Source organism: Paenibacillus durus ATCC 35681, assembly GCF_000993825.1.
Lineage (GTDB): Bacteria > Bacillota > Bacilli > Paenibacillales > Paenibacillaceae > Paenibacillus_AQ > Paenibacillus_AQ durus_B.
This window is the reverse complement of record NZ_CP011114.1, coordinates 3,315,018-3,340,419: the sequence shown is the minus strand read 5'-3', so window position 1 is coordinate 3,340,419 and position 25,402 is coordinate 3,315,018. Positions and strand designations below refer to the sequence as shown.

Below are 25,402 nucleotides of genomic sequence, written 5' to 3'. Positions count from 1 at the left end.
CCAGAAATTGGAGGTTGGCTTTTTTTCTTGCTTAAATATCCCAATGTGTCAAATTTGTAATAAAATTAGGCTGGGGAACGTTTGATTGCCGTAAACTTTCCCTGTATGCTTAGAAAAGTGTGTGCCGAGAAAAGAAGCTTCATTAAAAGACGACAAAAATATTATTACAGATTGCAACAATTCTGCGGTCTTGCGCGTCAGTAAGATTGCATAGAGAGGGGGAACCTTCGTGGTGGAGCAGGGACTCGTCAGAGCCGCTCAATCGGGCGATCGCGACGCTCTAATCACCCTATTGCGAGAAATTGAAGGCCAGGTGTATAAGACGGCCTTTTACATTTTGCATAACGAACAGGATGCGCTGGACGCCTCGCAGGAGGCTTTGATCCGGATCTATACCAAAATCGGCTCCTATGAAGAGAAGGCCCAATTCAAGACATGGGTTCAGCGGATCGTGACCAATATATGTATAGATAAATTCAGGAAGACGAAGCCGACTGTTTCGATCGACGAGCATGAGATGGTATTCAAGGATAAGCAAAATGTGGAACGCGAAGTTCTCTCGGGGTATTTGGCGGAGGACATCCGCGAGGCTATTGACCAACTGCCGGAGCATCATCGAACGGTTATTGTACTGCGTTATTTGCAGGATTTTTCTTACAACGAGATTGCAGAAAGTCTGGACCTTCCGCTTAATACGGTGAAATCTTACCTGTTCCGGGCAAGGCAGCAGCTGCAAAACAGACTACAGGAGTACCAGAAAGGTGGTGTATCGGGATGAACTGCGCGGAGGTGATGGAATGGATGCATCGTTATCTGGATCATGATTTGAGCCGGGACGAAAGTCTGGAAATGTTCCGCCATATCGATGGTTGCCCTTCCTGCGCGGAATTGTTCGAACGGCTGAACGCGCTGTCCAGCGAGCTGGAGCAGCTCCCCGACGTCAGCCCCCCTTTCAGTCTGGTGGATTCGATTATGCCGAAGCTTGAGGCCATCGACCGGGAGAGGGCCGCGGCGGCGGCTCCATCTACGGCAGAGACGGACTCTCTGCAGATGAGCCGCAAGGCGTCACGGGCCAAGGCCCGCCAGAGCTCCTCACTGGCAGGCCGCTTCGGAATTGGGGCTGCCGCGGCCGCAGTAATATTTGGCATTGCCATATTCAATATGCCGGAGAAGCTGCCGGGCGCGCAGGTGGACAATATGATGAAGAGTACCGCTGAGTATAACGACTTTAAGGGGAATGCAAGTTCGGCGGCGAATGCCGGTGGAGCGGATACGGGCCCGGAGGAATCTTCCGGCGGGGCGGGCGTAACCTTTGGGGGAAGCGGAGAGAACAGCGCTCCAGCCGATGCCGGAACGTCAACATTGGCTGCACCGGAGAGCCCCTCGCCGACGAGTGGCGGACAACCCGCAGAGGGCGGCGGCGTGAAGCCAAATACAGCCGAACCTACGAAGAAAGCACGCAGTAATCGTACGGAAGGGCCGGCTGCAAGCGCAGACCCGGGCAAGGATAGACGAGTCTCTAACAAGCAGATGGCAACTCCCCAGCCATCCGCCAATGCGTCAGCGTCGCCGGAAGCCAGTACAGATGATAAGGCCGGCGAACGGAGCGATTCCATAATGTCGGATAACACGCTGCAGGCGCCGCAATCAAGTGGCGCAGATATGGGAATTATGGATATGGCTCCTGCGGAACCGTCGCCGGATTCCCTGTCATGGACGTCGCCCGACAGTCGATATACGGCGGTAGTGGAAGGCAAGCAACTGGTAATCTACCGCGATGCAGCAGCTGATTCAGAGGGAAGACAGGCTGTCGATACGGTTGCAATTGAAGGAACCTGGGTGTCGGGAAAATGGTCGGAGGACAGCCGGCAGTTTACGTATGTGACGAAAACGGACGGAAATGAGGTTAGCGGCGCGTATACCGTACCGCAGGAGACGGCAGACCCTGCCGCTGCCCCATCGGCTTCGGCAGCGCCGGCGTCCTCGCCGCCGTCACCGGGAGCTTCAACAAAATAGTGAAAAGTTGGCACGTTTTGCGGAGCTGCCGAATACAATATAGTATGAGGACAGGAATTGCATTGGGACGGCATTCCCCTGCACAAACATCGGTATGACCGACGGCTAAGGAAGTTTCTAGAGCTTCCCGAACCGTCGTTTATATAGATGAGCCGCGTAAGGGCGGAGAGGTTTTGGCTGCATATGCCGAAGCTTCTCCGCTTTTGCTTTCCGGGGCCATTTACGCGCAGGAACATTTTTTGCTAAACTATTGTAACGTACAACGTCATGAACGAGCAGACTTGAAAAAGGAAGTGGCGCGAAGGTGGATGCCAAGACAGCGGCCAAGGAAATCAAGCAGGGGAAGTTCTCCCCGGTTTATTGTTTATATGGAAGCGAAAAGTTCCGAATGAACGAATTTGCGGCTTTTTTGGAGAGCGAGCTGATTGCGAAGGAGGACCGTGATTTTGCGGTGATTCCTTTCGACCTTTCCGAAACGCCGGTCCAGGCGGTGGTGGAAGAAGCGGAGACCGTGCCGTTCATGGTGCCCCGCAAGCTGCTGATTGTAAGGGATGCTTCGCTGTTCACGGCAGGCAAGGATAACGCCAAGCTGGAGCACCGCGTTGATCTCCTACAAGAATATTTGACGCGTCCCGCTGAATTCAGCGTAATCGTCTTTCTGGTCAACAGCGACAAGCTGGATGAGCGCAAAAAAATCGTTAAAACGCTGAAATCGGCCGGCACCGTGCTGCCGTTTAATCCGCTCGGCGCGGAGGAGCTTCTCCGCTGGGTGGAAAAAGGCATCCGGGATCGCGGCTGTACCGCCGCGCCGGGGGCGGCAGAGGCGCTTATCGCCTGTGCCGGCACGGGGCTGCAAGGGCTGACAGCCGAGATGGACAAGCTGTGTCTGTTCGCCGGAAGCGGCGGAACGGTAGATACAGCGGCTGTGGAGAGTCTCGTGCCGCGCGGGACGGAGCAGAACGTCTTCACGCTGGTAGAGGAACTCGCGAATCTGCGTCTGGATAAGGCGGTGGGAATGCTGCATGAGCTGCTCAAGCAGCGGGAGGAGCCGATCAAGATCGCCGCGCTGATCACGCGGCAGTTCCGGATTATTTTGCAGGTCAAGGATTTGTCGGCTCAAAGCTATTCCCAAGGTCAGATTGCCTCCCAGCTTGGGCTTCATCCCTATGCCGTTAAGCTGGCAGGAGAGCAGGCCCGCAAGTTCGGCGGAGCGCAGCTGAGAGAGATTTTGAGCAGCCTGGCCGATTTGGATTACCAGATGAAGACAGGAAGAATTGACAAGGTGCTGGGGCTGGAGCTGTTCATGCTGCGGCTTGGTGCAGTAAGGCCGGCGTAGGAATTCTATCTATGTAAACTATCTTCCTTGATTCTCGTAATAGGCTTTGTCAGCATGCCGGTGGTCGGTTCCCTTCAAGTAGGCGAGAATCAGCCCCGGATGCTTGATGAGATACCAGTCTCCTTCTTGGTCGAACTTTCGGCAGGAGGTAATCATATAGGCTTTGGTCAGCATGCCGTATTTTTTCCCGGAGCGCTTTCCGTGAGCTTTGAGCCGCCAGGCAAAATCGGCATCCTCGGACATCAGCATCTCTTCATTAAAGCCCCCAATGGCGTCGAAGTCGCTCTTGCGGCACCAGAAAATACCGACCGAGATCGCTCCGTATTTGATCGCCATCGGTACGAGGAGCGCCAGTGCGGATACGGCGATGCCCAGGCTCATCCGCTCGAATCTTCCGCTGGTGCCGCCGCCGATATATTTTCCCCCGGACAAATGCCGCTCGATTTCGGAGAACATGTTAGCCGTCATCCGGCTGTCGGCGTCGATCGTCACGATGATTTCTCCCCTGGCTGCCGCTGCGCCGCTGTTTCGGATTTGCGATAAATTTTTGCGGTCGTCGTGGACAATAACGCAATTATACGAGCGGGCGATTTCTTCCGTCTTGTCGGTACAGCGGTTCAAAACAACGATGACCTCAACCCGGCCGGGGCAGTTCTGCGAGGCGGCAGCAATGGAGTCCAGGCATTTCGGGATATACTTTTCTTCGTTGTGCGCGGGAATCAGGACGGAGAAGAGAATCTCTTCCGTTTCTTCCGGTCCTGCAAACATTTGGCTGTCCATAATGAATCATCTCCTATTTTCGGATGCCGTCCAGCAGCATATCCGTCATTTTACGGTACATCCGTTTCACATTTTCCTTATCCAGAATGCGCGTGTTGTTCGCCAATCCCGAATAAGAGCTCAGCAGGGCAAAAGCCATTTCTCCGGGCTCCTGCTGCTTGAATTCCCCGCGCTCGATTCCTTCCCGGACAATCTCTTCGAAACGCTGCACATAGCCTGTAATCATCGCTCCGAATTTCTGGACTGCTTCAGAATCCGCCCCGGTGGTTGCGATAAAATCCTCGCCCGCTTTGGTAAGCGAAAGATCCACGTTGTCGGCAAAAAGCTCGCTGTAAGCATACAGCTTGTCAACCGCCGAAGAGAAACTTGCGGAGCGGGTATCCCAGTCTTTCCAGGAATCGACGAAGGCAGCTTCGGCCAGATGGACAAAAAGATCCTCTTTATTCTTGAAGTGATGATAGATGCTTCCTTTGCTAAGACCCGTTGCCGCGCAAATATCGTTGATGGAAACCCCTTTATATCCTTTTTGTGAAAAAAGGGCTTTGGCGTGTGAGAGTATTCTTTCTCTGGTCTGAGCCGAATCATAGGCCCGCTGCTTTTCAGTCAAATTCGGAAGGCCTCCTTTCTCCTTTTATCAAGATACCGAACGTTCGGTATGTTTAGAGGATATATTTTCCATAGGGTTATGTCCAGTGAAGGATTTGTGAATGGAAGGAGTGGAAGGAGAGAAGAGAGAGGAAAACGAACAACAAAAAAACCTGAACCGCGTCATCGGGAGCGGTCAGGTTCTTCAATTGCTCGATATAGAAGCTCTTAGACCTGAGCGGAAAGAGCGTTCAATTTCTTCGCCAAGCGGGATTTCTTGCGGGCAGCCGCATTTTTATGAACCAGACCTTTAGTTACGGCCTTGTCCAGCTTCTTGGAAGCAGCTTGAATAACAGCTTTGGCAGTTTCTACTTCCGTACCTTCCACCGCGAGGTCAGCAGCTTTGACAGCTGTACGAAGGGCGGACTTTTGGGAAGCGTTCAGCGCACGGCGTTTTTCCGTTGTCTTAACGCGTTTTACCGCGGATTTAATGTTTGGCATTGCATTCACCTCCTGTAAGGCATTCGGAAATCATCAAATGATTCACAACTTAAAATAGTTTAGCATGTGTGATAGCAAAATGCAATAACCAAACATGGCGATTTCTCCCTTCATTATTGTATAATCGCGCCCGTCCTCCCGCACACTATGATAAAAAGGATAGGAGGCTCATCACGTATGGAACTGGATCTGCAGCTTTACTCGGTGCGCACCGACTTGGCGTTGGAAGCCAAGGAAATGGCCCAGGGCATGAACAACATGCCGATTCCCGGGGTGAATGAGGAAGTGGAGGAGCTTGGCGGCATCAAAATTACGCGGCTTGCCGTCAGCAGCGATGAAGCTTCTAAAAGAATCGGGCGGGCAATCGGCAATTATGTCACCCTCGAAGTCCCTGGATTGCGGGGCGGAGACACAGGGCTTCAGCAGAAAGTGTCCGAAGCTTTTGCCCGTGAGTTCGAAGGCTTTATGAGACGGGTCGGAATTGGCCGGAACGCCTCTGTGCTCATTGTCGGGCTGGGCAACTGGAATGTGACCCCGGATTCGCTGGGACCGCTTGTGGTGGAGAATGCTCTGGTTACCCGGCAATTTTACGAACTGATGCCGGATCAGGTATCCCCGGGATACCGCAATGTCAGCGCTGTCGCTCCCGGTGTGCTGGGGGTGACCGGAATCGAATCCAGCGAGATTGTCCAGGGGATTGTCGACCGCACGAAGCCGGATGCCATTATCGCCATCGATGCGCTCGCTTCCCGCTCGCTGGAACGGGTCAACACGACGATTCAGATTGCCGACATCGGCATTCATCCGGGCTCAGGCATCGGAAACAAGCGGCGCGGGCTGACGCGGGAGGTTCTGGGTGTTCCCTGTATCGCCATCGGCGTTCCAACGGTATGTTATGCCTCCACAATTGTCGGCAATGTGTTGGAGATGATGAGAAGCCACTTCGGCGGGGAAGGCGGACGCAGCAAAGAAATTATGGGGCTGCTGGACAGTATTACCGAACAGGAACGGTTGGCTTTGGTTAAGGAGGTGCTGGAGCCGCTCGGTCATGACCTGATTGTAACACCGAAGGAAATTGACGAATTCATCGAAGATATCGCGAACGTCGTGGCCAGCGGACTGAATGCGGCGCTTCATGATGCCGTCGATCCAGGCAATATTGGCGCTTATACGCACTGACACGTACCATATTTGGAAGCGCAGACGATGAACTGACTAGGCGCAAGCCGGGAGGAGGCCCCGATTTTCCTCTTGCCGGTTTGCATTAATTCTGGTTTGCATTAATTATAGAAGTCTCCTTTCTCCCGCAATGAATCTGAGAATGCTTCTACAGCTAAGACTCTGTATTCTTTGCGGGGTTATTTTGTTCTTCCTTTCGTTCTATCGTCTCTCTCTCACTCATAGATTTGAAGTATGAGAGATTACAGCGAGCTTGAGGAGGACATAACAATAATGAACAGAAAATGGTTTCATCTGTGGAACATCGGCCGCTTGCGGTCAAAAGTGCTCGATGCGTTGGCGCTCGGAAGAACGATGCTGCTGCTCGCCTGCGGTTCCCTGGTCTTCTTCATTCTGCTAGGAGCCGGAGGAATGGCCGGAGAGAAGCTGGATAATTCGCCGCTACCTTCGATGAAGGGGCTCGCGGCTTCCCTCTCCGGCGGAATATTCAAGGAACTGCTCGGGATGGAAGTTCCGCATCTGCCGGATACCAAGGAGCCGTCCGCGCTGTCAGGCGGGAAGGTTACAAGCTTCGTCTTTCAGCTGCTGACGAGCGTGAACCCGGGCGATCCGAAAAGCCTGCTGTCCCGCGAGGTGCCGGGCATGTCCGCTGACGACGCCGTGCTGCTGCGCAAAGGCTCCGGCGGGCCAGAGGGTGCTCCGGCCGACTACCATCCGGGAACGGACGGGCTGGCGACAGATGCGCCGGGCCCCGAAGCGACGCCGTCTCCAGGTGAGGGAGCCGGTGCACAGGAGACGCAGCCGCCGGAGAACAGCGATGCCCCGGAGCCGTCTCCCGCAGATGGTCCGGAAGCTTCGGACACGGGCGTAAAGCGGATTTTGATCTACCATTCCCATCCTCGGGAAGCGTATAACCCGCTGGTCTCCACGAAGAGTGACAGTCCTAACTCCGCCAATCCTGCCAAAAATATAATGCTGGTAGGCTCTTTTATCACCCATAGGCTGGAGAAACGGGGCATCGGCACTCTCCATTCGGAGGAAGATTATGCTACCCAGGTTGCTGACTACAACTGGAATTTTTCCTATAAATATTCCCGGGTGACGGTTAAGGCGGCCATGGCTGAGAATGCGGGGATGACCGAGCTGATCGATATCCACCGGGATTCGCAGCGGCATGACAAGACTACTGCGGTCATTGACGGAAAGAGCTACGCGCAGGTGTATTTTATTCTGGGCCGTTCGAACAAGAACTGGAAGAAGAATGAGGAGTTCGCCAATAAGATTCACCAGCGGCTGGAGAAAAAATATCCCGGGCTTTCCCGCGGCATCTGGGGCAAGTCGTCGGGCAAGGGCAACAACGGGGAGTACAACCAGTCGATGTCGCCGAACAGCGTCCTGATCGAGGTAGGCGGTATAGACAGCACCGAAGCCGAACTGAAGGCTACCTCCGAAGTGCTGGCGGACGCCATCGCCGATCTGTATTGGAGCAGCCATCAAGCGGAAAAAGCGAACGCGGAAGGGCAGCCGGCGGTGCCTTCCAAGAGCGGAACGGGCAGCGAACCGGCCGCGCAATGAATAGGTGAAGCCGTCCTCTTAATGCAAGAAGGGAAGACCATTCTCCGGCTGGGGATGCGATAAGGATGAACGGAAAGGGTGGAAAGCGATGTCTCGTTTCGGCAAAAAAATGGTGGCGGTCGGTATTTGGGCTGGTATCGGCGTGCTTGTGGGCATGCAGTTCGGCGGGAGCGGAGGGACTTCCTCCTCCCCCGTTCCCGGCTGGAGCGTAATCTCCGGCGGCGTTCAGAACACAGCGCCTGTATCCCAGCCTCAGGCCGGGACGGTAACCGGGCTTCAGGTGCAGAGTGACGGGAAAGGGGGATACATTTATGTCCCCGTAACCCTTGCTCCCGCGGCCGTCCCGCAAGTCCAGACCCCGGCTGCGGGACAGCCTGCCGCCGGAACCGCATCGTCTCCGCCAAGCCTTCCGCAGCTGCCGGCCGGAAACTACAGTACGCTCACGCCGGGACAGATACTCGTCCCCGATGAGCATAAATCCACGGTGGACACACTCGCGGACAAGACGGCGGGTATGCTGCAGAACGCGTCCCAGAAAGGAATCCGCTGGGTTGTCTCTTTGTTTGATTCCACCAAATAAGCGCGATATCTTGCTCCTGCCCTTTGAAGGAATGGCTGCCCCCTCCTCCAAGGGACGGTTTCTGTTTCCGAAAGCCATATATTTCTATTTTTAAATATACTGCTTATCTTTATAGAACCCTGATTGCTGGGGGGAACTTGTACTGCTATAATAAGATGATTAACAACAGGCTGTCTGTGGGGGTAAGGAATGACTGACGTTAAGAAAAGACAAGAACAAATCCGCAATTTCTCGATAATTGCACATATAGACCACGGAAAGTCGACGCTGGCCGACCGGATTCTGGAATACACTGGAGCGCTCACGTCACGCGAAATGCAGGAGCAGGTGCTCGACCAGATGGATCTTGAGCGCGAGCGCGGCATTACGATCAAGCTGCAGGCCGTTCGCCTCACGTATCGCGCTGATAATGGTGAGGAATATTTGCTTAATCTGATCGATACCCCGGGGCATGTCGACTTCACTTATGAAGTTTCGCGCAGTCTCGCGGCCTGCGAAGGCGCGCTGCTCGTCGTGGACGCGGCTCAGGGAATCGAAGCCCAGACGCTGGCTAACGTCTATCTGGCGCTGGACAACAACCTGGAAATTCTGCCGGTCGTCAACAAGATCGACCTGCCGAGCGCCGACCCGGAGCGGGTCAAGCAGGAGATCGAGGACGTTATCGGCCTGGATGCCAGCGAGGCGGTGCTTGCTTCCGCCAAGGCGGGCATCGGCATCAAAGAGATTCTGGAACAGGTAGTCAAGCAGGTTCCAGCGCCTACAGGAGATCCCGATCAGCCGCTGAAGGCACTGATTTTCGACTCCCATTACGACCCTTATAAGGGCGTCATTGTATATGTCCGAGTCGTTGACGGCAGCATCCGCGCCGGATCGAAGATTAAGATGATGGCGACCGATAAGACTTTTGAGGTCATTGAAGTCGGCGCATTTATGCCGCGCATGAGCATTGTGAGCGAACTGAATGTAGGCGATGTAGGCTTTATCGTGGCAGGCATCAAACATGTGGGCGATACCCGTGTCGGCGATACCGTGACGGACGCCAAGCGGCCGACGCCCGAGCCGCTGCCTGGCTACCGGAAGATCAATCCGATGGTATACTGCGGCCTGTATCCAATCGAGACATCGGATTATAATGATCTGCGCGAGGCGCTGGAGAAGCTGCAGCTTAACGACGCTTCGCTGAGCTTCGAGCCCGAGACATCCAGCGCGCTTGGCTTCGGCTTCCGCTGCGGATTCCTTGGCCTGCTGCATATGGAAATTATCCAGGAGCGGATCGAACGGGAGTTCAATCTTCCGCTCATTACGACAGCGCCGAGCGTTATTTACCGGATCAAGCTGACGAACGGCGAAATGATCGAGATCGACAATCCGTCCAACTATCCGGAAGTCGGCAAGATCGATTATGTGGAGGAGCCCTACGTCAAGGCGGCCGTCATTGTGCCTAACGATTTCGTCGGCACGGTCATGGAGCTGTGCCAGAACAAGCGCGGGGAATTCGTGAATATGGAGTACCTGGATGCGAACCGGGTAACCCTCACCTATCAAATTCCGCTGTCGGAAATCGTCTACGATTTCTTCGATCAGCTGAAATCCGGAACGAAGGGCTATGCGTCCTTCGATTATGAATTGTCCGGTTACCGCCAATCGAACCTGGTGAAGATGGACATTCTGCTTAACGGCGAACAGGTGGACGCCCTGTCGTTCATCGTGCACCGCGACCGGGCCTATAACCGGGGCCGCATCATCTGCGAGAAGCTGCGCGGCCTTATTCCGCGCCAGATGTTCGAGGTGCCGATTCAAGCTTCTATCGGAACCAAGATCGTCGCGCGCGAGACGGTAAAGGCGATGCGCAAGAACGTTCTTGCCAAATGCTACGGCGGCGACATTTCGCGGAAGCGGAAGCTGCTGGAGAAGCAGAAGGAAGGCAAGAAGCGCATGAAACAGGTCGGCAGCGTCGAAGTGCCGCAGGAAGCGTTCATGGCGGTGCTGAAGATCGACGAGTAATATTTGAGGCAAATATCGCCGCTTATTTTAGGGGAGCCGTCCGGCTTCCCTTTTCATTCTAAGGAGGACAGCTTATGACTAACCATTCCGGCATACCTGGCAGCCGTCCGCCCGAGGCGGTATATATTCATATTCCTTTTTGCACGAACAAGTGCTTTTACTGCGATTTCAACTCCTATGTGCTGAAGGATCAGCCTGTCATGGACTATCTGCGGGCGCTGAAGCGGGAAATGGAGCTGACCGTTCAAGAAAGACCGCCGGGCGTTATCAAGAGCATATTTGTCGGCGGCGGCACTCCCACCGTGCTGAAGCCGGATGAAATGGAGTATTTTCTGAAGACGGTGCGGGGCTGCTTCCCGGACTGGGCCGAGGACATCGAATTCTCGATGGAAGCGAATCCCGGCACGACCGATCCTGACAAGCTGGCGGTCATGAAGGCGGGCGGCGTTAACCGCGTAAGCTTTGGCGTACAGGCATTTCAGAACGACCTGCTGAGTGGGATCGGCCGCATACACAACACCGATGATGTATACCGCAGCCTTGACAATGCCCGCGCCGCCGGGCTGACCAATCTGTCGATCGACCTGATGTTCGGCCTTCCCAACCAGACGGTCGATATGCTGGGCGAAAGCATCAAGCGGGCGCTTGACCTCGGCCTGCCGCATTATTCGATTTACAGCCTTAAGGTAGAGGAGAACACGCTGTTCCATACGCTTTTTAACAAGAATCAGCTGCCGCTTCCAAGCGAGGAGGACGAGCTGTCCATGTATCTGCTGCTGATGTCTTCCATGGAAGAGGCGGGATACAGGCAGTATGAGATCAGCAATTTCGCCAAGCCCGGCATGGAGAGCCGCCACAATATCACGTACTGGCGCAATCAGGATTATTACGGACTCGGTGCCGGAGCGCATGGTTACGTGCAGCGTATGCGGCATATGAACGTCAAGGGCGTGGGGCCGTACATTGAAGCGACGAAGAACGGACTGCCCCAGCTGAACTCCCATTTGGTATCACGTGAAGAGGCCATGGAGGATTTCATGATGGTTGGTCTGAGGATGCGCGATGGAATCAGCGACGACGCTTTCCGCGAGCAGTTTGCCCGGCCGCTGGAGGAGGTGTTCGGGGGACCGCTGCGCAAAATGCTGAATGCCGGCCTGCTTGAGCAGGAAGGCGGAAACTACCGGTTAAGCCGTCAGGGTCTCCTGTTCGGCAACGATGTGTTCGGAGAATTTGTCGGAGTGTTGACAGATATATAATTTTTAAAATAAGTATTGAATCCTCATTCACTGTGTTGTATATTTATTCATAGTTATTTGATGGAGGAGTGAAGCATAGTGCTAGCCAAGCCGAAACCTGAACCCGCAGCGCCGGAACCAACATCTGCAGCCATTTGCAGAAGCGCTACATTGGAAGACGTTGAGCCGTTGTATTTAATGATAGAAGAGTATGCGCAGCGCGGGATCATGCTGCCTCGTTCCCGGAAGGTATTGGAGCGGCAGATCGATCAGTTCGTTGTAGCTGAAATAGACGGTAGGGTTGTAGGCTGCGGTTCACTGTGCAGGCTTGGAAACGATCTTGTAGAAGTACGCTCGCTCGGCCTTCGCGACGAGTGCAAGGGCCAAGGCATCGGTTCCATGATTGTAGAAGAACTGACCAAAGAAGCGAGACGCCAGAAGATTCCAAAGATTATGGCGCTGACATATGCCGTTAATTTCTTTTTGAAGAACGGATTTCATGTCGTGAACAAGGAGATTTTTCCCGAAAAGGTATGGACCGACTGTGTCAACTGCTCCAAGCAGGACGCCTGCGACGAAATTGCCGTTCTCAAAATACTGGACTAATTCCTATTGCTATCTAAGTAACCACTTTCCCGCCGGACGCTCGCCCGTCTGATGGGGGAGTGGTTGTTTGCTTTGTCACAAATTATTATGAAACGTTTATCTGCTCCCTTTCGTACGGGTCTATTAGAACCTGGATGGACAAAATAGAGAATATGTCTAAAGTTTAGGATACCTATCGGGGAGGAGCGGTATGAATGGAGTTCTATCGCAGCACTGTGCCTGCAACGCTGAAGGAGGTAAACGGCACCGATGCCGGCCTTACAGCGGAGGAAGCACAGAAGAGGCTGGAATCGGACGGGTACAACGAGTTGAAAGGAAGAGAAAGGGTTCCGGTCTGGAAGCTTTTTTTGGACAATTTTAAAGACCCGCTAGTTGTGGTGCTGCTGGTTGCCGCAGGGATTCAGGCAGCGCTTGGTCATGTTGTTGAAACGCTGATTATCTTCTTCGTGCTCCTGCTCAACGCGGTGATCAGCGTGACTCAGACCCTTAAAGCGGAAAGCTCGCTCGATGCACTGCGTAAGCTGGCGGCGCCGGAAGCCAAGGCCATCCGCAGCGGCGAGACGAGGAGAATCCCGGCGCGAGAATTGGTCAGAGGCGATATTGTGCTGCTGGAGGCCGGCGATTATGTGCCTGCGGACGGACGTATTTTGAAAAGTGAGAGCTTGAAGGTTGAGGAAGGGATGCTGACCGGAGAATCGGAAGCCGTAGAGAAGCATGGGGATGTGATCGCTGCGGAGGCGCCTTTGGGCGACCGGCGCAATATGGTATACAGCGGATCTTTAATCGTATACGGGCGCGGCAGCTTCATTGTTACCGGTACTGCCGCCGATACCGAAATCGGCAAAATCGCGGGGCTTATCGAGAGCGCGGAGGCGAAGAGCACGCCGCTGCAGCGGAAGCTGGAAAGCTTCGGCAAGAGGCTCGGCGTTGTCATTTTGCTGCTATGCATTTTGATCTTCGGCATACAGGCGCTGCGGGCTTGGGTATCCAGTGACGGTTCCGAAATGAGCAATGCCATTATCGATGCGCTTATGTTCGCGGTTGCGGTAGCCGTAGCAGCCATCCCCGAAGCTCTGTCCTCGATTGTCACTATTGTTCTGTCGGTCGGAACGAGCAAGATGGCCAAGCAGCACGCGATTATCCGGAGACTGCCTGCGGTGGAGTCACTCGGTTCGGCCAGCGTTATCTGTACCGACAAGACAGGCACCCTTACCCAGAATAAAATGACGGTTGTCGATTACTACCTGCCTGGCGCCGGGAAAAAGCTGTTTCAGGACGACTACGAGGAATGGTCGGAAGGGGAAAGAAGACTGCTGCATATCGCGGTCTTATGCAATGATTCTCATATTAATGAAGAGGGAAAAGAATTGGGCGATCCGACTGAGGTGGCGCTGATTGCGTTTAGCCGCAGCAAAAATAAAGACTACATGGAAATTCGAGGTAGATTTCCAAGAGAAGCGGAGATCCCCTTTGATTCGGACCGGAAGCTGATGACAACGGTCCATAGCTTCAATGGACGCAAGACGATTCTTACCAAGGGCGGCCCGGATGTGCTGTTCAGCCGCTGCGACCGGGTGCTGCTGAACGGGGTGGAGGCTCCGTTCACCGATGAGATGCGCTCGAAATTCATACAGGCCAACGAAGAATTTTCCAGCCGGGCGCTTCGTGTGCTCGCCTACGCTTACAAATCTATTGACGGAGATTCCGTGGATGTCGGCCTGGAGGATGAGCATCGGCTGGTTCTGGTCGGCCTGACGGCCATGATCGATCCCCCGCGCGAAGAGGTGTATGATTCGATTGCGGAATCGAACAAAGCCGGCATCCGGACCATCATGATTACCGGCGACCACAAGACGACTGCGCAGGCCATCGGGCGGGATATCGGCCTCATGTCGGGAGATGAAATTGCTGTCACCGGACAGGAGCTGGATGCGATGTCCGACGAAGAGCTTGACCGGAGGCTGGAATCCATCGGCGTCTATGCCCGTGTCTCGCCCGAGAACAAGATACGAATTGTCAGGGCTTGGCAAAAGAAAGGAAAAATTACGGCGATGACGGGGGACGGCGTCAACGACGCTCCGGCGCTGAAGCAGGCCGATATCGGCGTGGCGATGGGCAGCGGCACCGATGTCGCGAAGGATTCGGCCGCCATGATCCTGACCGACGATAACTTCGTCTCCATTGTCAAGGCGGTCAGCGTCGGCCGGACGGTGTTCGACAATATCAAGAAGGCGATCGCTTATTTGTTCGCCGGTAATCTGGGCGCCATTATCGCGATTCTGTTCGCCTTGATCTTCAATTGGATCAATCCGTTTACAGCCATCCAACTGCTGTTCATTAATCTGGTCAATGACTCGCTGCCCGCCATCGCGCTCGGTATGGAGAAGGCGGAGCCCGACGTCATGAAGCGCAAACCAAGAAATATTAAAGAAGGAATCTTCGCCGGAGGGACCCTTCAGGTCGTTATTACACGCGGCCTGCTAATCGGCGCGGCGGTCATTGCCTCCCAGTACATCGGAATGCGGCATTCACAGGAAATCAGCGTCGCGATGGCCTTCACGACTCTTATTTTGGCCCGTACGCTGCAGACCTTTGCCGCCCGTTCCAATACACAGACGGCTTTCCAGGCCGGATTCTTCAGCAATAAGTACGTTCTCGGAGCTGTCCTGCTGTGCCTTTGCCTGTATGGGTTCACGGTTCTGCCCGGTGTCCGGCAGTTCTTCTCTATCCCGGCTCATTTCGGGCTGGAGCAGTGGCTGACCGCCGCCGGACTAGCATTGGCCGCCGTGATTCTAATGGAAGTCTTCAAACTGGTGAGAAACGGTTTATCCGGCGCCAAAACCGCATCCTGATGGGCGAGGGCCAAGCCGTAAACGGAATATAATTCGGTATCATACTATTATCGGATTTCTTACAGCAGCGCCGTGATCCGGCAGCGAAGGCATACTCCTGGTGAAGTCCGGGGCCTCTTCGCTGTTCCGGAGCGGCGGCTGCATGTTACGGATGCCAGGATCATGTTGTCCGCAGGCGCTGTTGTTCATAAAATCGCCTGTTCTGCCCTGCCGACCGACTTGACAATGTTAATGTCATTTTGGTATTTTTGTAATAGCGGTTAGCACTCATCTAGGTCGAGTGCTAACGAAAAAATCCACAGGGCGGTCAGGAGGGAATGATATGTTAACCGAACGCCAAAGAATGATCTTAAATGCCATTGTGGATGACTATATCCGTTCGGCCGAGCCGGTAGGATCGCGCAGCATATCCAAACGGGGCGATGTCAAGTACAGTCCCGCGACGATACGCAATGAAATGGCCGACCTGGAGGAGCTTGGTTTCCTGGAACAGCCGCATACGTCGGCAGGGCGGATTCCGTCCCATAAAGGCTACCGCTACTATGTGGACCATCTTGTCCCCTGGAACCCTGAAGGATCGACCGAAACGGAAACAATCCGCGCCTTTTTTACCGAAAAGCTGAATGCGATGGAGCAGTTGATCCAGCATGCGGCTATGATTTTATCCAATATGACGAATTACACTTCCATCCTTTTGGGACCGGAGGTTTTTCATACTTCTCTGCGTCATTTTCAGCTGCTGCCTCTTGATGATAGAACTGCTGTGGCGATCATCGTCACCAGCACGGGACAGGTAGAGAACCGGAAAGTGAGCATCCCACCGGAGATTTCGGTCTCCGAAATGGAGAAGGTTGTCAATCTGCTGAACAGCAAGCTGGTTAATGTGCCGCTATACAAGCTGAAGAGCAGGCTGTATTCCGAGCTTGGTCAGGAAATGCAGCGTCATATCTCCCATTACGAGGAACTGATGCAAATGCTTGACAAGGCGCTCGAAAGCGATTCGGAGCAGCGGGTTTACCTCAGCGGCGCGACGAACATGCTGACCCAGCCCGAATTCCGCGATGTCGATAAGGTAAAGGACATCCTCGATCTGCTGGAAGAGACGCCGACGCTGCTCAAAATGCTGGCGCCCGCCGCTGGCGGCACCGGCATACGGGTACGCATCGGCACCGAGAACAAGCACGAAGCTTTTGCCGACTGCAGCCTGATTACCGCTACGTATTCGATTGACGGTGAGGCGGTGGGAAGCATAGGCATCCTGGGGCCGACCCGGATGGAATATGCGAAAGTATTGGGCATTTTGGGCGTTTTGTCCCGAGATTTGACAGCGATGCTGGGTCACTGGTATAAGTGATTTTAGTGCATAAAGATTGCCGTTAGTATTTTAAGGGGGTGAACATACTTGAAAGAGGAACAGGTTCAAGATTCGGGTGTGGCCGAAGATAACGCCATTAACGAGGAAAGCGCGGCCGATCAGGCCGAGGCGGTCTCGAATAACGATACAGAAGCCGCTGGTGAAGCGGTTCAGGCGGCTTCCGGAGACAGCGATGAAATCAAGCGTCTGCAGGAGCTTGCGGATGAGTATCAGGGACGTGTCCTTCGCGTTCAGGCCGATTATGACAATTTCCGCCGCCGCACGCTGAAGGAGAAAGAGGAATTGGCTCAATACGCCACCTCTAAGCTGGTTACGGAATTGCTGCCGGTAGTGGACAATTTCGAGCGCGCGCTGGCTACGGCGCCGGCCGGATCGGACGGCGACGCTTTCGCCAAAGGCGTAAATATGATTTTTCGCCAGTTGGAGGGGGTATTGAAGTCCGAGGGACTTACGCCCATGGAAACGGTAGGACAACCGTTCAATCCGGAATTCCATCAGGCTATCATGCAGGTGGAGAGCGAGGAGTATGAAGAGGGCATTGTTACGGAGGAAGTCCAGAAGGGCTATCTTTTGAAGAACAAGGTGCTTCGTCCCGCCATGGTCAAAGTCAGCATGTAGTCTGTCTATATGGACGCATGAATCGCCGGAGCAAATTCCGGCGGTATTGCCGCGTCCAGCCGCCGCATAAGGCTGCGGGTGCAGTATCCCAATCGCAAAACTTAAGCGAAAGCTTGCGAAGCGAGTTTTTTGCTGGAGTAAATTAATGATGGCAAATTCAATCGCAAAAACTTGGAGAATGCTTACGAAGCGAGTTTTACTGAAGTTTTTTTCATGGCAGTAACTCAATCGTAAAACTTTTAAGGAGGCAAATTACTGTGAGTAAAGTTATCGGTATCGACCTTGGAACCACGAACTCATGCGTGGCCGTAATGGAAGGCGGCGAGGCCGTCGTTATCCCTAACCCGGAAGGCGCGCGCACTACCCCTTCGGTTGTAGGTTTCAAGAAAGACGGGGAGCGCATCGTCGGTGAAACGGCAAAGCGTCAAGCGATCACGAATCCGGACCGCACAATCATCTCGATCAAACGCCATATGGGGACAAACCATAAAGAAACGATCGACGGCAAAGATTTTTCGCCGCAAGAAATTTCCGCAATGATTCTGCAAAAGTTGAAATCCGACGCCGAAGCTTACCTCGGCCAACCGGTTACACAGGCGGTTATTACGGTTCCTGCCTATTTTAACGACAGCCAGCGCCAGGCGACCAAGGATGCGGGCAAAATCGCCGGTCTTGAAGTTTTGCGTATCGTGAACGAGCCAACGGCGGCAGCCCTCGCATATGGTCTGGAGAAATCCGAAGACCAAACGATCCTTGTCTATGACCTTGGCGGCGGTACGTTCGACGTTTCCATCCTGGAACTGGGCGACGGCTTCTTCGAAGTAAAAGCGACGAGCGGCGACAACCGTCTCGGCGGCGACGACTTTGACCAAAAAGTCATCGACTTCCTCGTAGCCGAGTTCAAAAAAGAGCAAGGCATCGACCTGAGCAAGGACAAAGCAGCTGTTCAACGTTTGAAAGATGCGGCTGAAAAGGCCAAGAAAGAGCTGTCCGGCGTACTGACCACTACAGTGTCCCTGCCGTTCATCACCGTTGTTGACGGCGTGCCGCAGCACTTGGAGGTTAACCTGACCCGCGCCAAATTCGACGAACTGACAGCGGATCTCGTTGAACGCACGCTCGGACCGACTCGCCAAGCGCTGAGCGACGCTGGCATGACTCCGGCCGATCTGGACAAAATCGTGCTTGTCGGCGGTTCCACCCGGATTCCTGCCGTACAGGAAGCCATCAAGAAGCTGACCGGCAAAGAGCCGCATAAAGGCGTTAACCCGGACGAAGTTGTTGCCCTTGGCGCCGCGGTTCAAGCAGGCGTATTGACCGGCGACGTAAAAGACGTGGTTCTGCTGGACGTAACTCCGCTGTCCCTTGGTATTGAAACCGCAGGCGGCGTATTCACGAAGATGATCGACCGCAACACGACGATCCCGACCAGTAAATCGCAAATCTTCTCGACCTTTGCTGATAATCAGCCGAGCGTTGAGATTCATGTCCTGCAGGGCGAACGCCAAATGGCGAACGGCAACAAAACGCTGGGACGCTTCATGCTGAGTGAAATTCCACCGGCACCTCGCGGTGTTCCGCAAATCGAAGTTACCTTCGACATCGACGCCAACGGTATCGTAAACGTGTCCGCTACGGATAAAGGCACGAACAAGAGCCAGAAGATTACGATTACTTCCTCCGGCGGTCTGAGCGATGCCGATATCGAGCAAATGATGAAGGACGCCGAGCTTCATGCTGAAGAGGACCGTATCCGTAAGGAACTGGTGGAAGCGAAGAACAACGCCGACCAGCTCGTGTATTCCACGGATAAGGTTATCAAGGACCTTGGCGATAAAGTAGACGCATCCGAGATTGAAAAGGCGAACCAGGCTAAGGACAAACTGAAATCCGCGCTGGAAACCGACAATCTGGAAGAGATCAAGGCGGCTACCGATACGCTGAACGAAGTCGTACAGCAATTGTCCGTGAAGCTGTATGAACAAGCGGCGCAAGCTCAGCAAGGCGCTGAAGGCGCGGCTGACGCAGGCGAGGGCGCAAAGAGAGACAACGTAGTCGACGCGGATTATGAAGTGGTTGACGACGAGAAGAATCAAGGATAAAGTTAAACGATAGCGCAAGTTAGGGGAAGGTCAAAACCGGGGCATCCCGTGTTTTGGCTTTCCTTTTAATATGTATTAGGGATACGTTCCTGTACGGAGGTGAAGGCTGTGGCAGATAAGCGCGATTATTACGAGGTGCTTGGCGTAAGCAAGAACGCTTCGGAAGATGAAATTAAAAAAGCGTACCGCAAGCTGGCCCGTCAGTATCATCCGGACGTGAACAAGGCCAGCGACGCCGAGGCTAAATTCAAGGAAATGAAGGAAGCCTACGATGTTCTGAGCGATCCGCAAGGACGGGCCAGATATGACCAATACGGACATATCGATCCTAACCAGGGAATGGGCGGCGGCTTTGGCGGTGGGGATTTTGGCGGCGGTTTGGGCGACATTTTCGATATGTTCTTCGGCGGCGGAGGACGGCGCGATCCGAATGCGCCCCAGCGCGGCAATGACTTGCAGTATACGATGACCATTGAATTCAAGGAAGCCGTGTTCGGTAAAGAGACCGATATTACGATTCCTCGGACGGAAACCTGCGATACCTGCTTCGGTTCCGGAGCGAAGCCCGGCACGAAGCCGCAAACCTGTTCCGTCTGCCATGGCAGCGGCCAGCAGGAGGTTGTGCAGAACACACCGCTTGGCCGGATGGTCAACCGCAGACCGTGTTCGAACTGCGGAGGCACGGGCAAGATCATCAAGGAAAAATGCTCGACATGCGGCGGGGGCGGCCGTGTGAAGAAGCAGCGTAAAATCCATGTCCGGATTCCTGCGGGCGTGGACGACGGCGCGCAGCTGCGCATGACCGGCGAAGGCGAAGGCGGCCTGCGCGGCGGCCCTGCGGGCGATCTCTATATTGTCATCCGGGTTAAGCCGCATGATTTCTTCGTTCGCGAGAACGACGACATTCTGTGCGAGGTTCCGCTGACGTTCGCCCAGGCGGCGCTTGGGGATGAGATTGAGATTCCGACTCTAACCGAGAAGGTTAAGCTCAAGATTCCGGCCGGGACCCAGACCGGCACGTTCTTCCGCCTCAAAGGTAAAGGCGTTCCCCGGCTTCGCGGAAATGGTACCGGCGACCAGCATGTCCGGGTCATTGTAGTGACGCCAAGCAAACTGAGCGATGAGCAGAAGGATCTGCTCCGCCAGTTCGCATCCTTCGACGGCGAGAATACGCATGAACAGGGGCAGTCCTTCTTTGACCGCATGAAGCGCGCTTTTCGCGGGGATTAGTACCAGCTGCTCTTGAACGGATTTGGAAAAAAATAATAAACGGCAGTCCTTCCTTTACCGGAGCGGCTGCCGTTTGTTGTATAATGGAGTACAAGTGTGCGGCGAACGCCGATAAAATGCAGCAAGGAGCTTAAGGATGAAGACCATAATCGATATTGCCCGGGCTGCGGGTGTGGCCAAGAGTACGGTCTCCCGCTACCTTAACGGCGGATCAGTCAGTGAAGAGACAAGGGAAAAGATCGAGCATATTATCAAGCAGCATAATTATGTGCCCAATACGTTTGCCCAGAGCCTGAAAGCGAAGAAGACCAGCATTATCGGAACCATCGTTCCCCGGCTCGATTCGTTTGCGGTTTCGCAGACTTTGATGGGAATCGACGAAGAACTCCGGAAACGGCAGTATCGATTGCTTATTTCCAGTGCCAATCAGGATATGAATCGGGAGATTGAAGAGATTTACGATCTGGCCCGGCAGAAAATTTCCGGCCTGCTGCTGCTGGCGGCGCAAATTACGGAGCAGCATTTGCAAGCGATCCGGGAGTGCAGAATTCCGGTTGTCATGATCGGTCAGCAGCATTCATTGCTTCACAGTGTAGTCCATGACGATTTTCATGCGGGCTATATGATGGGCCGGCATATCCTGAATAGAGGCCACCGCCGCATCGCTTATCTGGGGGTTACCGAACAGGATATTGCGGTAGGGGTAATGCGCAAGGAAGGCTTTAGAAAAGCGCTGGACGAGTATAAAGACTGCGAGGTCCGATATTACGAGTCCAGCTTCAGAATGAATGAGGCGGTAACCGCCGCAGAACGTTTGCTGGAAGATTGGATGCCTACGATCATCGTTTGCGCAACCGACAATATCGCGCTGGGCGTGATGAAGGCCGCCTTTTTGAAGCAGATTCCCATTCCGTCCGGCCTTTCCGTAACGGGGTTCGGGGGGTACGATGTCACCGAAATCATACATCCGGCTTTAACGACTGTAAAATATCATTATAAGCGGGCGGGCAAGCTTGCCGCCGAAAATATCATTTCTCTAGTAAACCGGGAGCCTATAGAAATGGTAACGGTGTTGAATTGTGAGATTATCGGTAGAGAAAGCGTTGACAATTTGCAGGGACGCATCATATAATAGCTTTGGAACCGGTTCCGAGATTCTTATATTTCTACGAGAAACGGTACCGTCCCTAAAAGGATGGTGAAGCCGTTTTTCTTGTTAAATTGGTTGGAACCGGTTTCTTATTTTTTTAAAATACTTGGAACCGGTTCCGATTAAGGAGAGCAAATTATGAAAATGAGCAGAGCCCAATTATACCGGCGAATCGATCAGGCGGAGAAGGGGGAGTGGGAAGCGCTGAAACAGCTGGCGGAGCGGAGTCCCTGGAGACAGAAGTTTCATATCCAACCCGTAGCGGGGCTGCTTAACGACCCTAACGGCTTTGCCTTTTTTGCAGGAGAATATCATTTGTTCTATCAATGGTTTCCGCTGGGAACAGGGCATGGCATGAAGTATTGGTATCACACTTCTTCTTCCGACCTTGTTCATTGGAAGAACCGCGGGATAGGCATCGCCCCAGGCGGTCCCTTTGATTCGCATGGAGCTTTTTCGGGAAGCGCGATTGAGAAAGACGGGAAGCTGTACCTGATGTATACAGGCAATACCCGCAGTCCAGATTGGATCAGACATCCCTTCCAGTGTATGGCCGTTATGGAGCCGGATGGGGTTATAACCAAGCTGGAGCAGCCGGTCATCCTTAAAGTTCCCCGCGGCTTTACCGATCATTTTAGAGACCCGAAGGTGTGGATGGAAGGCGGAAGCTACTACTGTATAATTGGCGCGCAGCGTCTCGATAATACGGGGAGTGTGGTGCTGTATCGCTCGCCGGACCTGATCCAGTGGCATTTTGAAGGGGAGATCGGCACCCGCTTGAAATCATTTGGCTTCATGTGGGAATGCCCGGATTATTTTGAACTGGATGGAACGGGAATCCTGCTGTTCTCTCCGCAGGGAATATCTCCGCAGGGTGATCGATTCCGCAACATCTATCAGGCAGGTTATTTGACTGGAAGGCCCTTTAACCTGGCTGACCGGGAATTTCACCATGGCGAGTTCCGGGAGCTTGACAGCGGCTTCGATTTCTACGCTCCGCAGACAACGCAGGCTCCTGATGGCAGACGTCTGCTGACGGCATGGATGGGGCTTCCTGAAATTGATTATCCTACAGATGATCATGGCTGGGCGCACTGCCTGACGCTTCCCCGGGAATTAACCCTGAAGAACGGCAGATTGATTCAGCGTCCGGTTCGGGAATTGGTAAAGCTTAGAGGCAGCAAGACCGAAGTGCGAACGGTTGTGAATGACGAATCGCTGTCCATTGCGGAGCTTGCAGGCACTGCTTATGAGCTGCTGGTTGATGTCCGGGACGGCGGAGCGAACCGCTTCGGCATCGAATTCCGTGCAGGCCGGCATGAGAGAACGGTAATCTATTACGACCGCACAGAGGGGAAATTGGTGCTGGACCGTTCCCTTTCCGGGCAGAGCTTCGCCTTGGAATACGGAACGGAACGAAAATGCCCGCTTGAGCTTCGGGACGGGACGCTGACGCTGCATTTGTTTGTGGACATTTCTTCTGTGGAAATTTTTGTGAATGATGGGGAGGAAACCTTCACGGCGAGAATTTTTCCGGAACGGGAAAGCACGGGAGTCAACTTCTTCGCAGAAGGCGGAAGGGTAGCATTTGACGCGATAAAATGGGATACTCAATAATTAGGGGAGGCCAAGATCACCATGTCCGAAAATCAAAAAATCGCCGAGCAGGTTGTAGAGGCTGTTGGAGGAAGAGAAAATATCGTTTCTTTTGCGCACTGCGCCACCCGTCTGCGCATTATGGTACGCGACAAAGAATTAATTGACCAGAAACGTACGGAGAGCATTGATAAGGTTAAGGGAGCTTTTTTCAACTCGGGGCAATATCAGATTATATTTGGTACGGGTACCGTCAACCGGATCTTCGAGGAAGTGGAAAAGCTGGGTATTCAGAGCACGTCCAAGGAGAATCTTAAGCAAGAGGGGAAAAAAGCGGGGAATACCCTTCAGCGGGCCATTCGCACCTTTGGGGACGTATTTGTCCCCATTATTCCCGTCCTCGTGGCGACCGGCCTGTTCATGGGTCTGCGCGGATTGCTGACTCAGCCGCAGATTCTTTCCCTGTTCGGAGCCGTTCCGGAAGATATCTCGCCTAACTTTCTGCTGTTCACGCAAGTGTTGACCGACACCGCCTTTGCGTTCCTGCCCGCTCTTGTTGCCTGGTCGGCATTTCGGGTATTCGGGGGCAGTCCGGTGCTTGGGATCGTGCTTGGGCTGATGCTGGTTAATCCGGCGCTGCCTAATGCCTACGCCGTTGCAGGAGGAAGCGCCGAGCCTCTCAAGTTTCTCGGATTCATTCCCGTCGTAGGTTACCAGGGCTCCGTTTTGCCTGCCTTTTTCATCGGCTTACTTGGGGCTAAATTAGAGAAGCGTTTACGTAAGCGCATTCCGGAAGCGCTTGATTTAATTCTGACGCCTTTCCTTACGCTGCTGATTATGATCACGCTTGGATTATTCGCAATCGGACCTGTGTTTCACTCTCTTGAAACCGTTGTCCTAAATGGAACCACCTATGTGCTTGGACTGCCGTTTGGCATTGCCGGTCTGCTGATCGGTTTCTTTCAACAGATTGTTGTTGTTACAGGCGTGCATCATATCTTTAATTTTCTGGAAATTCAGCTTCTAGAGAAGACGGGCTCCAATCCGTTCAACGCCATCATTACATGCGCAATGGCTGCTCAAGGCGCGGCATGCCTCGCCGTTGGGCTGAAGACGAAGAATCTCAAATTGAAGGCTTTGGCGCTGCCATCCTCGCTGTCGGCCTTTCTCGGGATTACCGAGCCTGCCATTTTCGGGGTGAACCTGCGCTTCATGAAGCCTTTCATCATGGGGCTTATCGGCGGTGCCGCCGGGGGCTTTCTGGCTTCCCTGGTTCATCTGTCCGCTACAGGCATGGCAATCACGGTTATTCCCGGCACTCTGCTCTATATGAACGGTCAGCTTCCGCTCTACATTCTGACCAATCTTACCGCCATGGCTGTATCCTTCGTTCTCACCTGGATGTTTGGATACCGTGATGCCGCGTCGGAAGGCACTGAGGAGCTGCCAGCGGCAGAAACGGGTCGTGCGCCCGGCGCGGGTTCGGCGGCTCAAGCCTCCGGGAACACCGCTGGTCAGGCTGCGGAACCAACAAAGGTTCCGGTGTTTGCCAAAGACCGCGTTGCCACGGCAGATGCTCCCGGAATACTCACCTTGCTGTCTCCTATAAGCGGAACACTGGTGGATCTGGGACAGGTGCCCGACCCGGCCTTTGCCGAGAAACAGATGGGAGATGGCATTGCGATTCAGCCGGATGAAGGAAAGGTGTATGCACCTTTCGACGCCGTCGTGGCACATGTTATGGAGAAGAGCAAACATGCGGTGATTCTGGAGCATGCCAGCGGGGTGCAGGTACTGATTCATATTGGAATCGACACCGTATCTTTAAAAGGCCAAGGATTTGTGCTGAACGTTCACACCGGCGATCAGGTGAAGGCGGGACAGCTGCTGGTCGAATTCGACCCGGAAACGATCCGCAAAGCGGGACTGTCCACTGTTACTCCTGTGATTATTCCTAACGGAATTGAAGGCGTGCTTGATTTTAGCGTCACTGCATCCGGAAATGTAAGCGCAGCCGCCGACCGGATTATGAAAGTGAACTATGCGGTTGCCAATCATGCCTGAAACGGGAATAAAGCATGA

Annotated in this window: 20 protein-coding genes; 17 read left to right on the top strand and 3 right to left on the bottom strand. The window is 53.8% G+C overall.

All coding sequences use genetic code 11. From position 1 onward, the window contains the following. Window positions 1–229 precede the first annotated feature (229 nt). From VK70_RS15415 to holA, 3 genes are all read left to right on the top strand, one after another. On the top strand, window positions 230–778 hold the full coding sequence (locus VK70_RS15415) for an RNA polymerase sigma factor (protein WP_025691314.1): 549 nt from the start codon (window positions 230–232) through the stop codon (window positions 776–778). Continuing rightward, window positions 775–2,016 (top strand): zf-HC2 domain-containing protein, encoded by a 1,242-nt coding sequence (locus VK70_RS15410; RefSeq protein WP_046723476.1) that lies wholly within the window; start codon window positions 775–777, stop codon window positions 2,014–2,016. Before VK70_RS15415 ends, VK70_RS15410 begins: the two co-directional genes overlap by 4 nt. Before the next feature lie 304 nt (window positions 2,017–2,320). Continuing rightward, window positions 2,321–3,352: a DNA polymerase III subunit delta gene (gene holA / locus VK70_RS15405; protein WP_025694222.1), complete on the top strand. Its 1,032-nt coding sequence runs from the start codon at window positions 2,321–2,323 to the stop codon at window positions 3,350–3,352. A gap of 18 nt (window positions 3,353–3,370) precedes the next feature. Here holA and VK70_RS15400 read toward each other — a convergent pair whose 3' ends face one another. The 3 genes from VK70_RS15400 to rpsT form a co-directional block, all read right to left on the bottom strand. Beyond that, window positions 3,371–4,135 (bottom strand): glycosyltransferase, encoded by a 765-nt coding sequence (locus VK70_RS15400; RefSeq protein ID WP_411431707.1) that lies wholly within the window; start codon window positions 4,133–4,135, stop codon window positions 3,371–3,373. Window positions 4,136–4,145: 10 nt separating this feature from the next. Next, window positions 4,146–4,739 carry a TetR/AcrR family transcriptional regulator gene (locus VK70_RS15395; protein ID WP_025694224.1) on the bottom strand — a complete coding sequence of 198 codons (594 nt, stop codon included), beginning with the start codon at window positions 4,737–4,739 and terminating at the stop codon, window positions 4,146–4,148. A 206-nt stretch (window positions 4,740–4,945) separates the two neighbouring features. Beyond that, window positions 4,946–5,218 carry a 30S ribosomal protein S20 gene (gene rpsT / locus VK70_RS15390; RefSeq protein WP_025694225.1) on the bottom strand — a complete coding sequence of 91 codons (273 nt, stop codon included), beginning with the start codon at window positions 5,216–5,218 and terminating at the stop codon, window positions 4,946–4,948. 177 nt (window positions 5,219–5,395) lie between these two features. Here rpsT and gpr point away from each other — a divergent pair, with 177 nt between their 5' ends. The 14 genes from gpr to VK70_RS15320 all read left to right on the top strand — a co-directional run bounded on the left by gpr (window position 5,396) and on the right by VK70_RS15320 (window position 25,384). After that, the gene (gene gpr, locus VK70_RS15385; RefSeq protein WP_025694226.1) at window positions 5,396–6,397 is read left to right on the top strand and encodes a GPR endopeptidase; all 1,002 of its coding nucleotides are present in this window, start codon (window positions 5,396–5,398) and stop codon (window positions 6,395–6,397) included. Between the two features lie 273 nt (window positions 6,398–6,670). After that, a complete protein-coding gene (locus VK70_RS15380; protein WP_025694227.1) occupies window positions 6,671–7,972 on the top strand; it encodes a stage II sporulation protein P in 1,302 nt (433 codons plus the stop codon). Between the two features lie 88 nt (window positions 7,973–8,060). Then, window positions 8,061–8,552 carry a hypothetical protein gene (locus tag VK70_RS15375; protein ID WP_025694228.1) on the top strand — a complete coding sequence of 164 codons (492 nt, stop codon included), beginning with the start codon at window positions 8,061–8,063 and terminating at the stop codon, window positions 8,550–8,552. 189 nt (window positions 8,553–8,741) lie between these two features. Continuing rightward, window positions 8,742–10,556: a translation elongation factor 4 gene (gene lepA, locus VK70_RS15370; RefSeq protein ID WP_025694229.1), complete on the top strand. Its 1,815-nt coding sequence runs from the start codon at window positions 8,742–8,744 to the stop codon at window positions 10,554–10,556. A 74-nt stretch (window positions 10,557–10,630) separates the two neighbouring features. Then, the gene (hemW, locus tag VK70_RS15365) at window positions 10,631–11,812 is read left to right on the top strand and encodes a radical SAM family heme chaperone HemW (protein ID WP_025694230.1); all 1,182 of its coding nucleotides are present in this window, start codon (window positions 10,631–10,633) and stop codon (window positions 11,810–11,812) included. Window positions 11,813–11,890: 78 nt separating this feature from the next. Further along, the gene (locus tag VK70_RS15360) at window positions 11,891–12,397 is read left to right on the top strand and encodes an N-acetyltransferase (RefSeq protein WP_025694231.1); all 507 of its coding nucleotides are present in this window, start codon (window positions 11,891–11,893) and stop codon (window positions 12,395–12,397) included. Between the two features lie 194 nt (window positions 12,398–12,591). Next, a complete protein-coding gene (locus tag VK70_RS15355; protein ID WP_025694232.1) occupies window positions 12,592–15,249 on the top strand; it encodes a cation-translocating P-type ATPase in 2,658 nt (885 codons plus the stop codon). Window positions 15,250–15,571: 322 nt separating this feature from the next. Next, on the top strand, window positions 15,572–16,603 hold the full coding sequence (hrcA, locus tag VK70_RS15350) for a heat-inducible transcriptional repressor HrcA (RefSeq protein ID WP_046723474.1): 1,032 nt from the start codon (window positions 15,572–15,574) through the stop codon (window positions 16,601–16,603). Between the two features lie 48 nt (window positions 16,604–16,651). Continuing rightward, on the top strand, window positions 16,652–17,242 hold the full coding sequence (grpE, locus tag VK70_RS15345; protein WP_025694883.1) for a nucleotide exchange factor GrpE: 591 nt from the start codon (window positions 16,652–16,654) through the stop codon (window positions 17,240–17,242). A 257-nt stretch (window positions 17,243–17,499) separates the two neighbouring features. Continuing rightward, a complete protein-coding gene (gene dnaK / locus VK70_RS15340; RefSeq protein WP_025694884.1) occupies window positions 17,500–19,344 on the top strand; it encodes a molecular chaperone DnaK in 1,845 nt (614 codons plus the stop codon). Window positions 19,345–19,452: 108 nt separating this feature from the next. Next, window positions 19,453–20,574: a molecular chaperone DnaJ gene (gene dnaJ / locus VK70_RS15335; RefSeq protein ID WP_025694885.1), complete on the top strand. Its 1,122-nt coding sequence runs from the start codon at window positions 19,453–19,455 to the stop codon at window positions 20,572–20,574. A gap of 136 nt (window positions 20,575–20,710) precedes the next feature. After that, window positions 20,711–21,706 carry a LacI family DNA-binding transcriptional regulator gene (locus VK70_RS15330; protein WP_025694886.1) on the top strand — a complete coding sequence of 332 codons (996 nt, stop codon included), beginning with the start codon at window positions 20,711–20,713 and terminating at the stop codon, window positions 21,704–21,706. A gap of 156 nt (window positions 21,707–21,862) precedes the next feature. Beyond that, the gene (locus VK70_RS15325) at window positions 21,863–23,341 is read left to right on the top strand and encodes a glycoside hydrolase family 32 protein (RefSeq protein ID WP_025694887.1); all 1,479 of its coding nucleotides are present in this window, start codon (window positions 21,863–21,865) and stop codon (window positions 23,339–23,341) included. A gap of 21 nt (window positions 23,342–23,362) precedes the next feature. Next, the gene (locus tag VK70_RS15320; protein WP_025694888.1) at window positions 23,363–25,384 is read left to right on the top strand and encodes a sucrose-specific PTS transporter subunit IIBC; all 2,022 of its coding nucleotides are present in this window, start codon (window positions 23,363–23,365) and stop codon (window positions 25,382–25,384) included. Window positions 25,385–25,402 lie beyond the last annotated feature (18 nt).

Bases quoted from the DNA above. Each gene is read 5' to 3' on its own strand.
- VK70_RS15410 (WP_046723476.1), top strand. From the start codon at position 775: ATGAACTGCGCGGAGGTGATGGAATGGATGCATCGTTATCTGGATCAT.
- rpsT (WP_025694225.1), bottom strand. From the start codon at position 5,218: ATGCCAAACATTAAATCCGCGGTAAAACGCGTTAAGACAACGGAAAAA.
- gpr (WP_025694226.1), top strand. From the start codon at position 5,396: ATGGAACTGGATCTGCAGCTTTACTCGGTGCGCACCGACTTGGCGTTG.
- VK70_RS15380 (WP_025694227.1), top strand. From the start codon at position 6,671: ATGAACAGAAAATGGTTTCATCTGTGGAACATCGGCCGCTTGCGGTCA.
- VK70_RS15375 (WP_025694228.1), top strand. From the start codon at position 8,061: ATGTCTCGTTTCGGCAAAAAAATGGTGGCGGTCGGTATTTGGGCTGGT.
- lepA (WP_025694229.1), top strand. From the start codon at position 8,742: ATGACTGACGTTAAGAAAAGACAAGAACAAATCCGCAATTTCTCGATA.
- hemW (WP_025694230.1), top strand. From the start codon at position 10,631: ATGACTAACCATTCCGGCATACCTGGCAGCCGTCCGCCCGAGGCGGTA.
- VK70_RS15355 (WP_025694232.1), top strand. From the start codon at position 12,592: ATGGAGTTCTATCGCAGCACTGTGCCTGCAACGCTGAAGGAGGTAAAC.
- hrcA (WP_046723474.1), top strand. From the start codon at position 15,572: ATGTTAACCGAACGCCAAAGAATGATCTTAAATGCCATTGTGGATGAC.
- VK70_RS15330 (WP_025694886.1), top strand. From the start codon at position 20,711: ATGAAGACCATAATCGATATTGCCCGGGCTGCGGGTGTGGCCAAGAGT.
- VK70_RS15325 (WP_025694887.1), top strand. From the start codon at position 21,863: ATGAAAATGAGCAGAGCCCAATTATACCGGCGAATCGATCAGGCGGAG.
- VK70_RS15320 (WP_025694888.1), top strand. From the start codon at position 23,363: ATGTCCGAAAATCAAAAAATCGCCGAGCAGGTTGTAGAGGCTGTTGGA.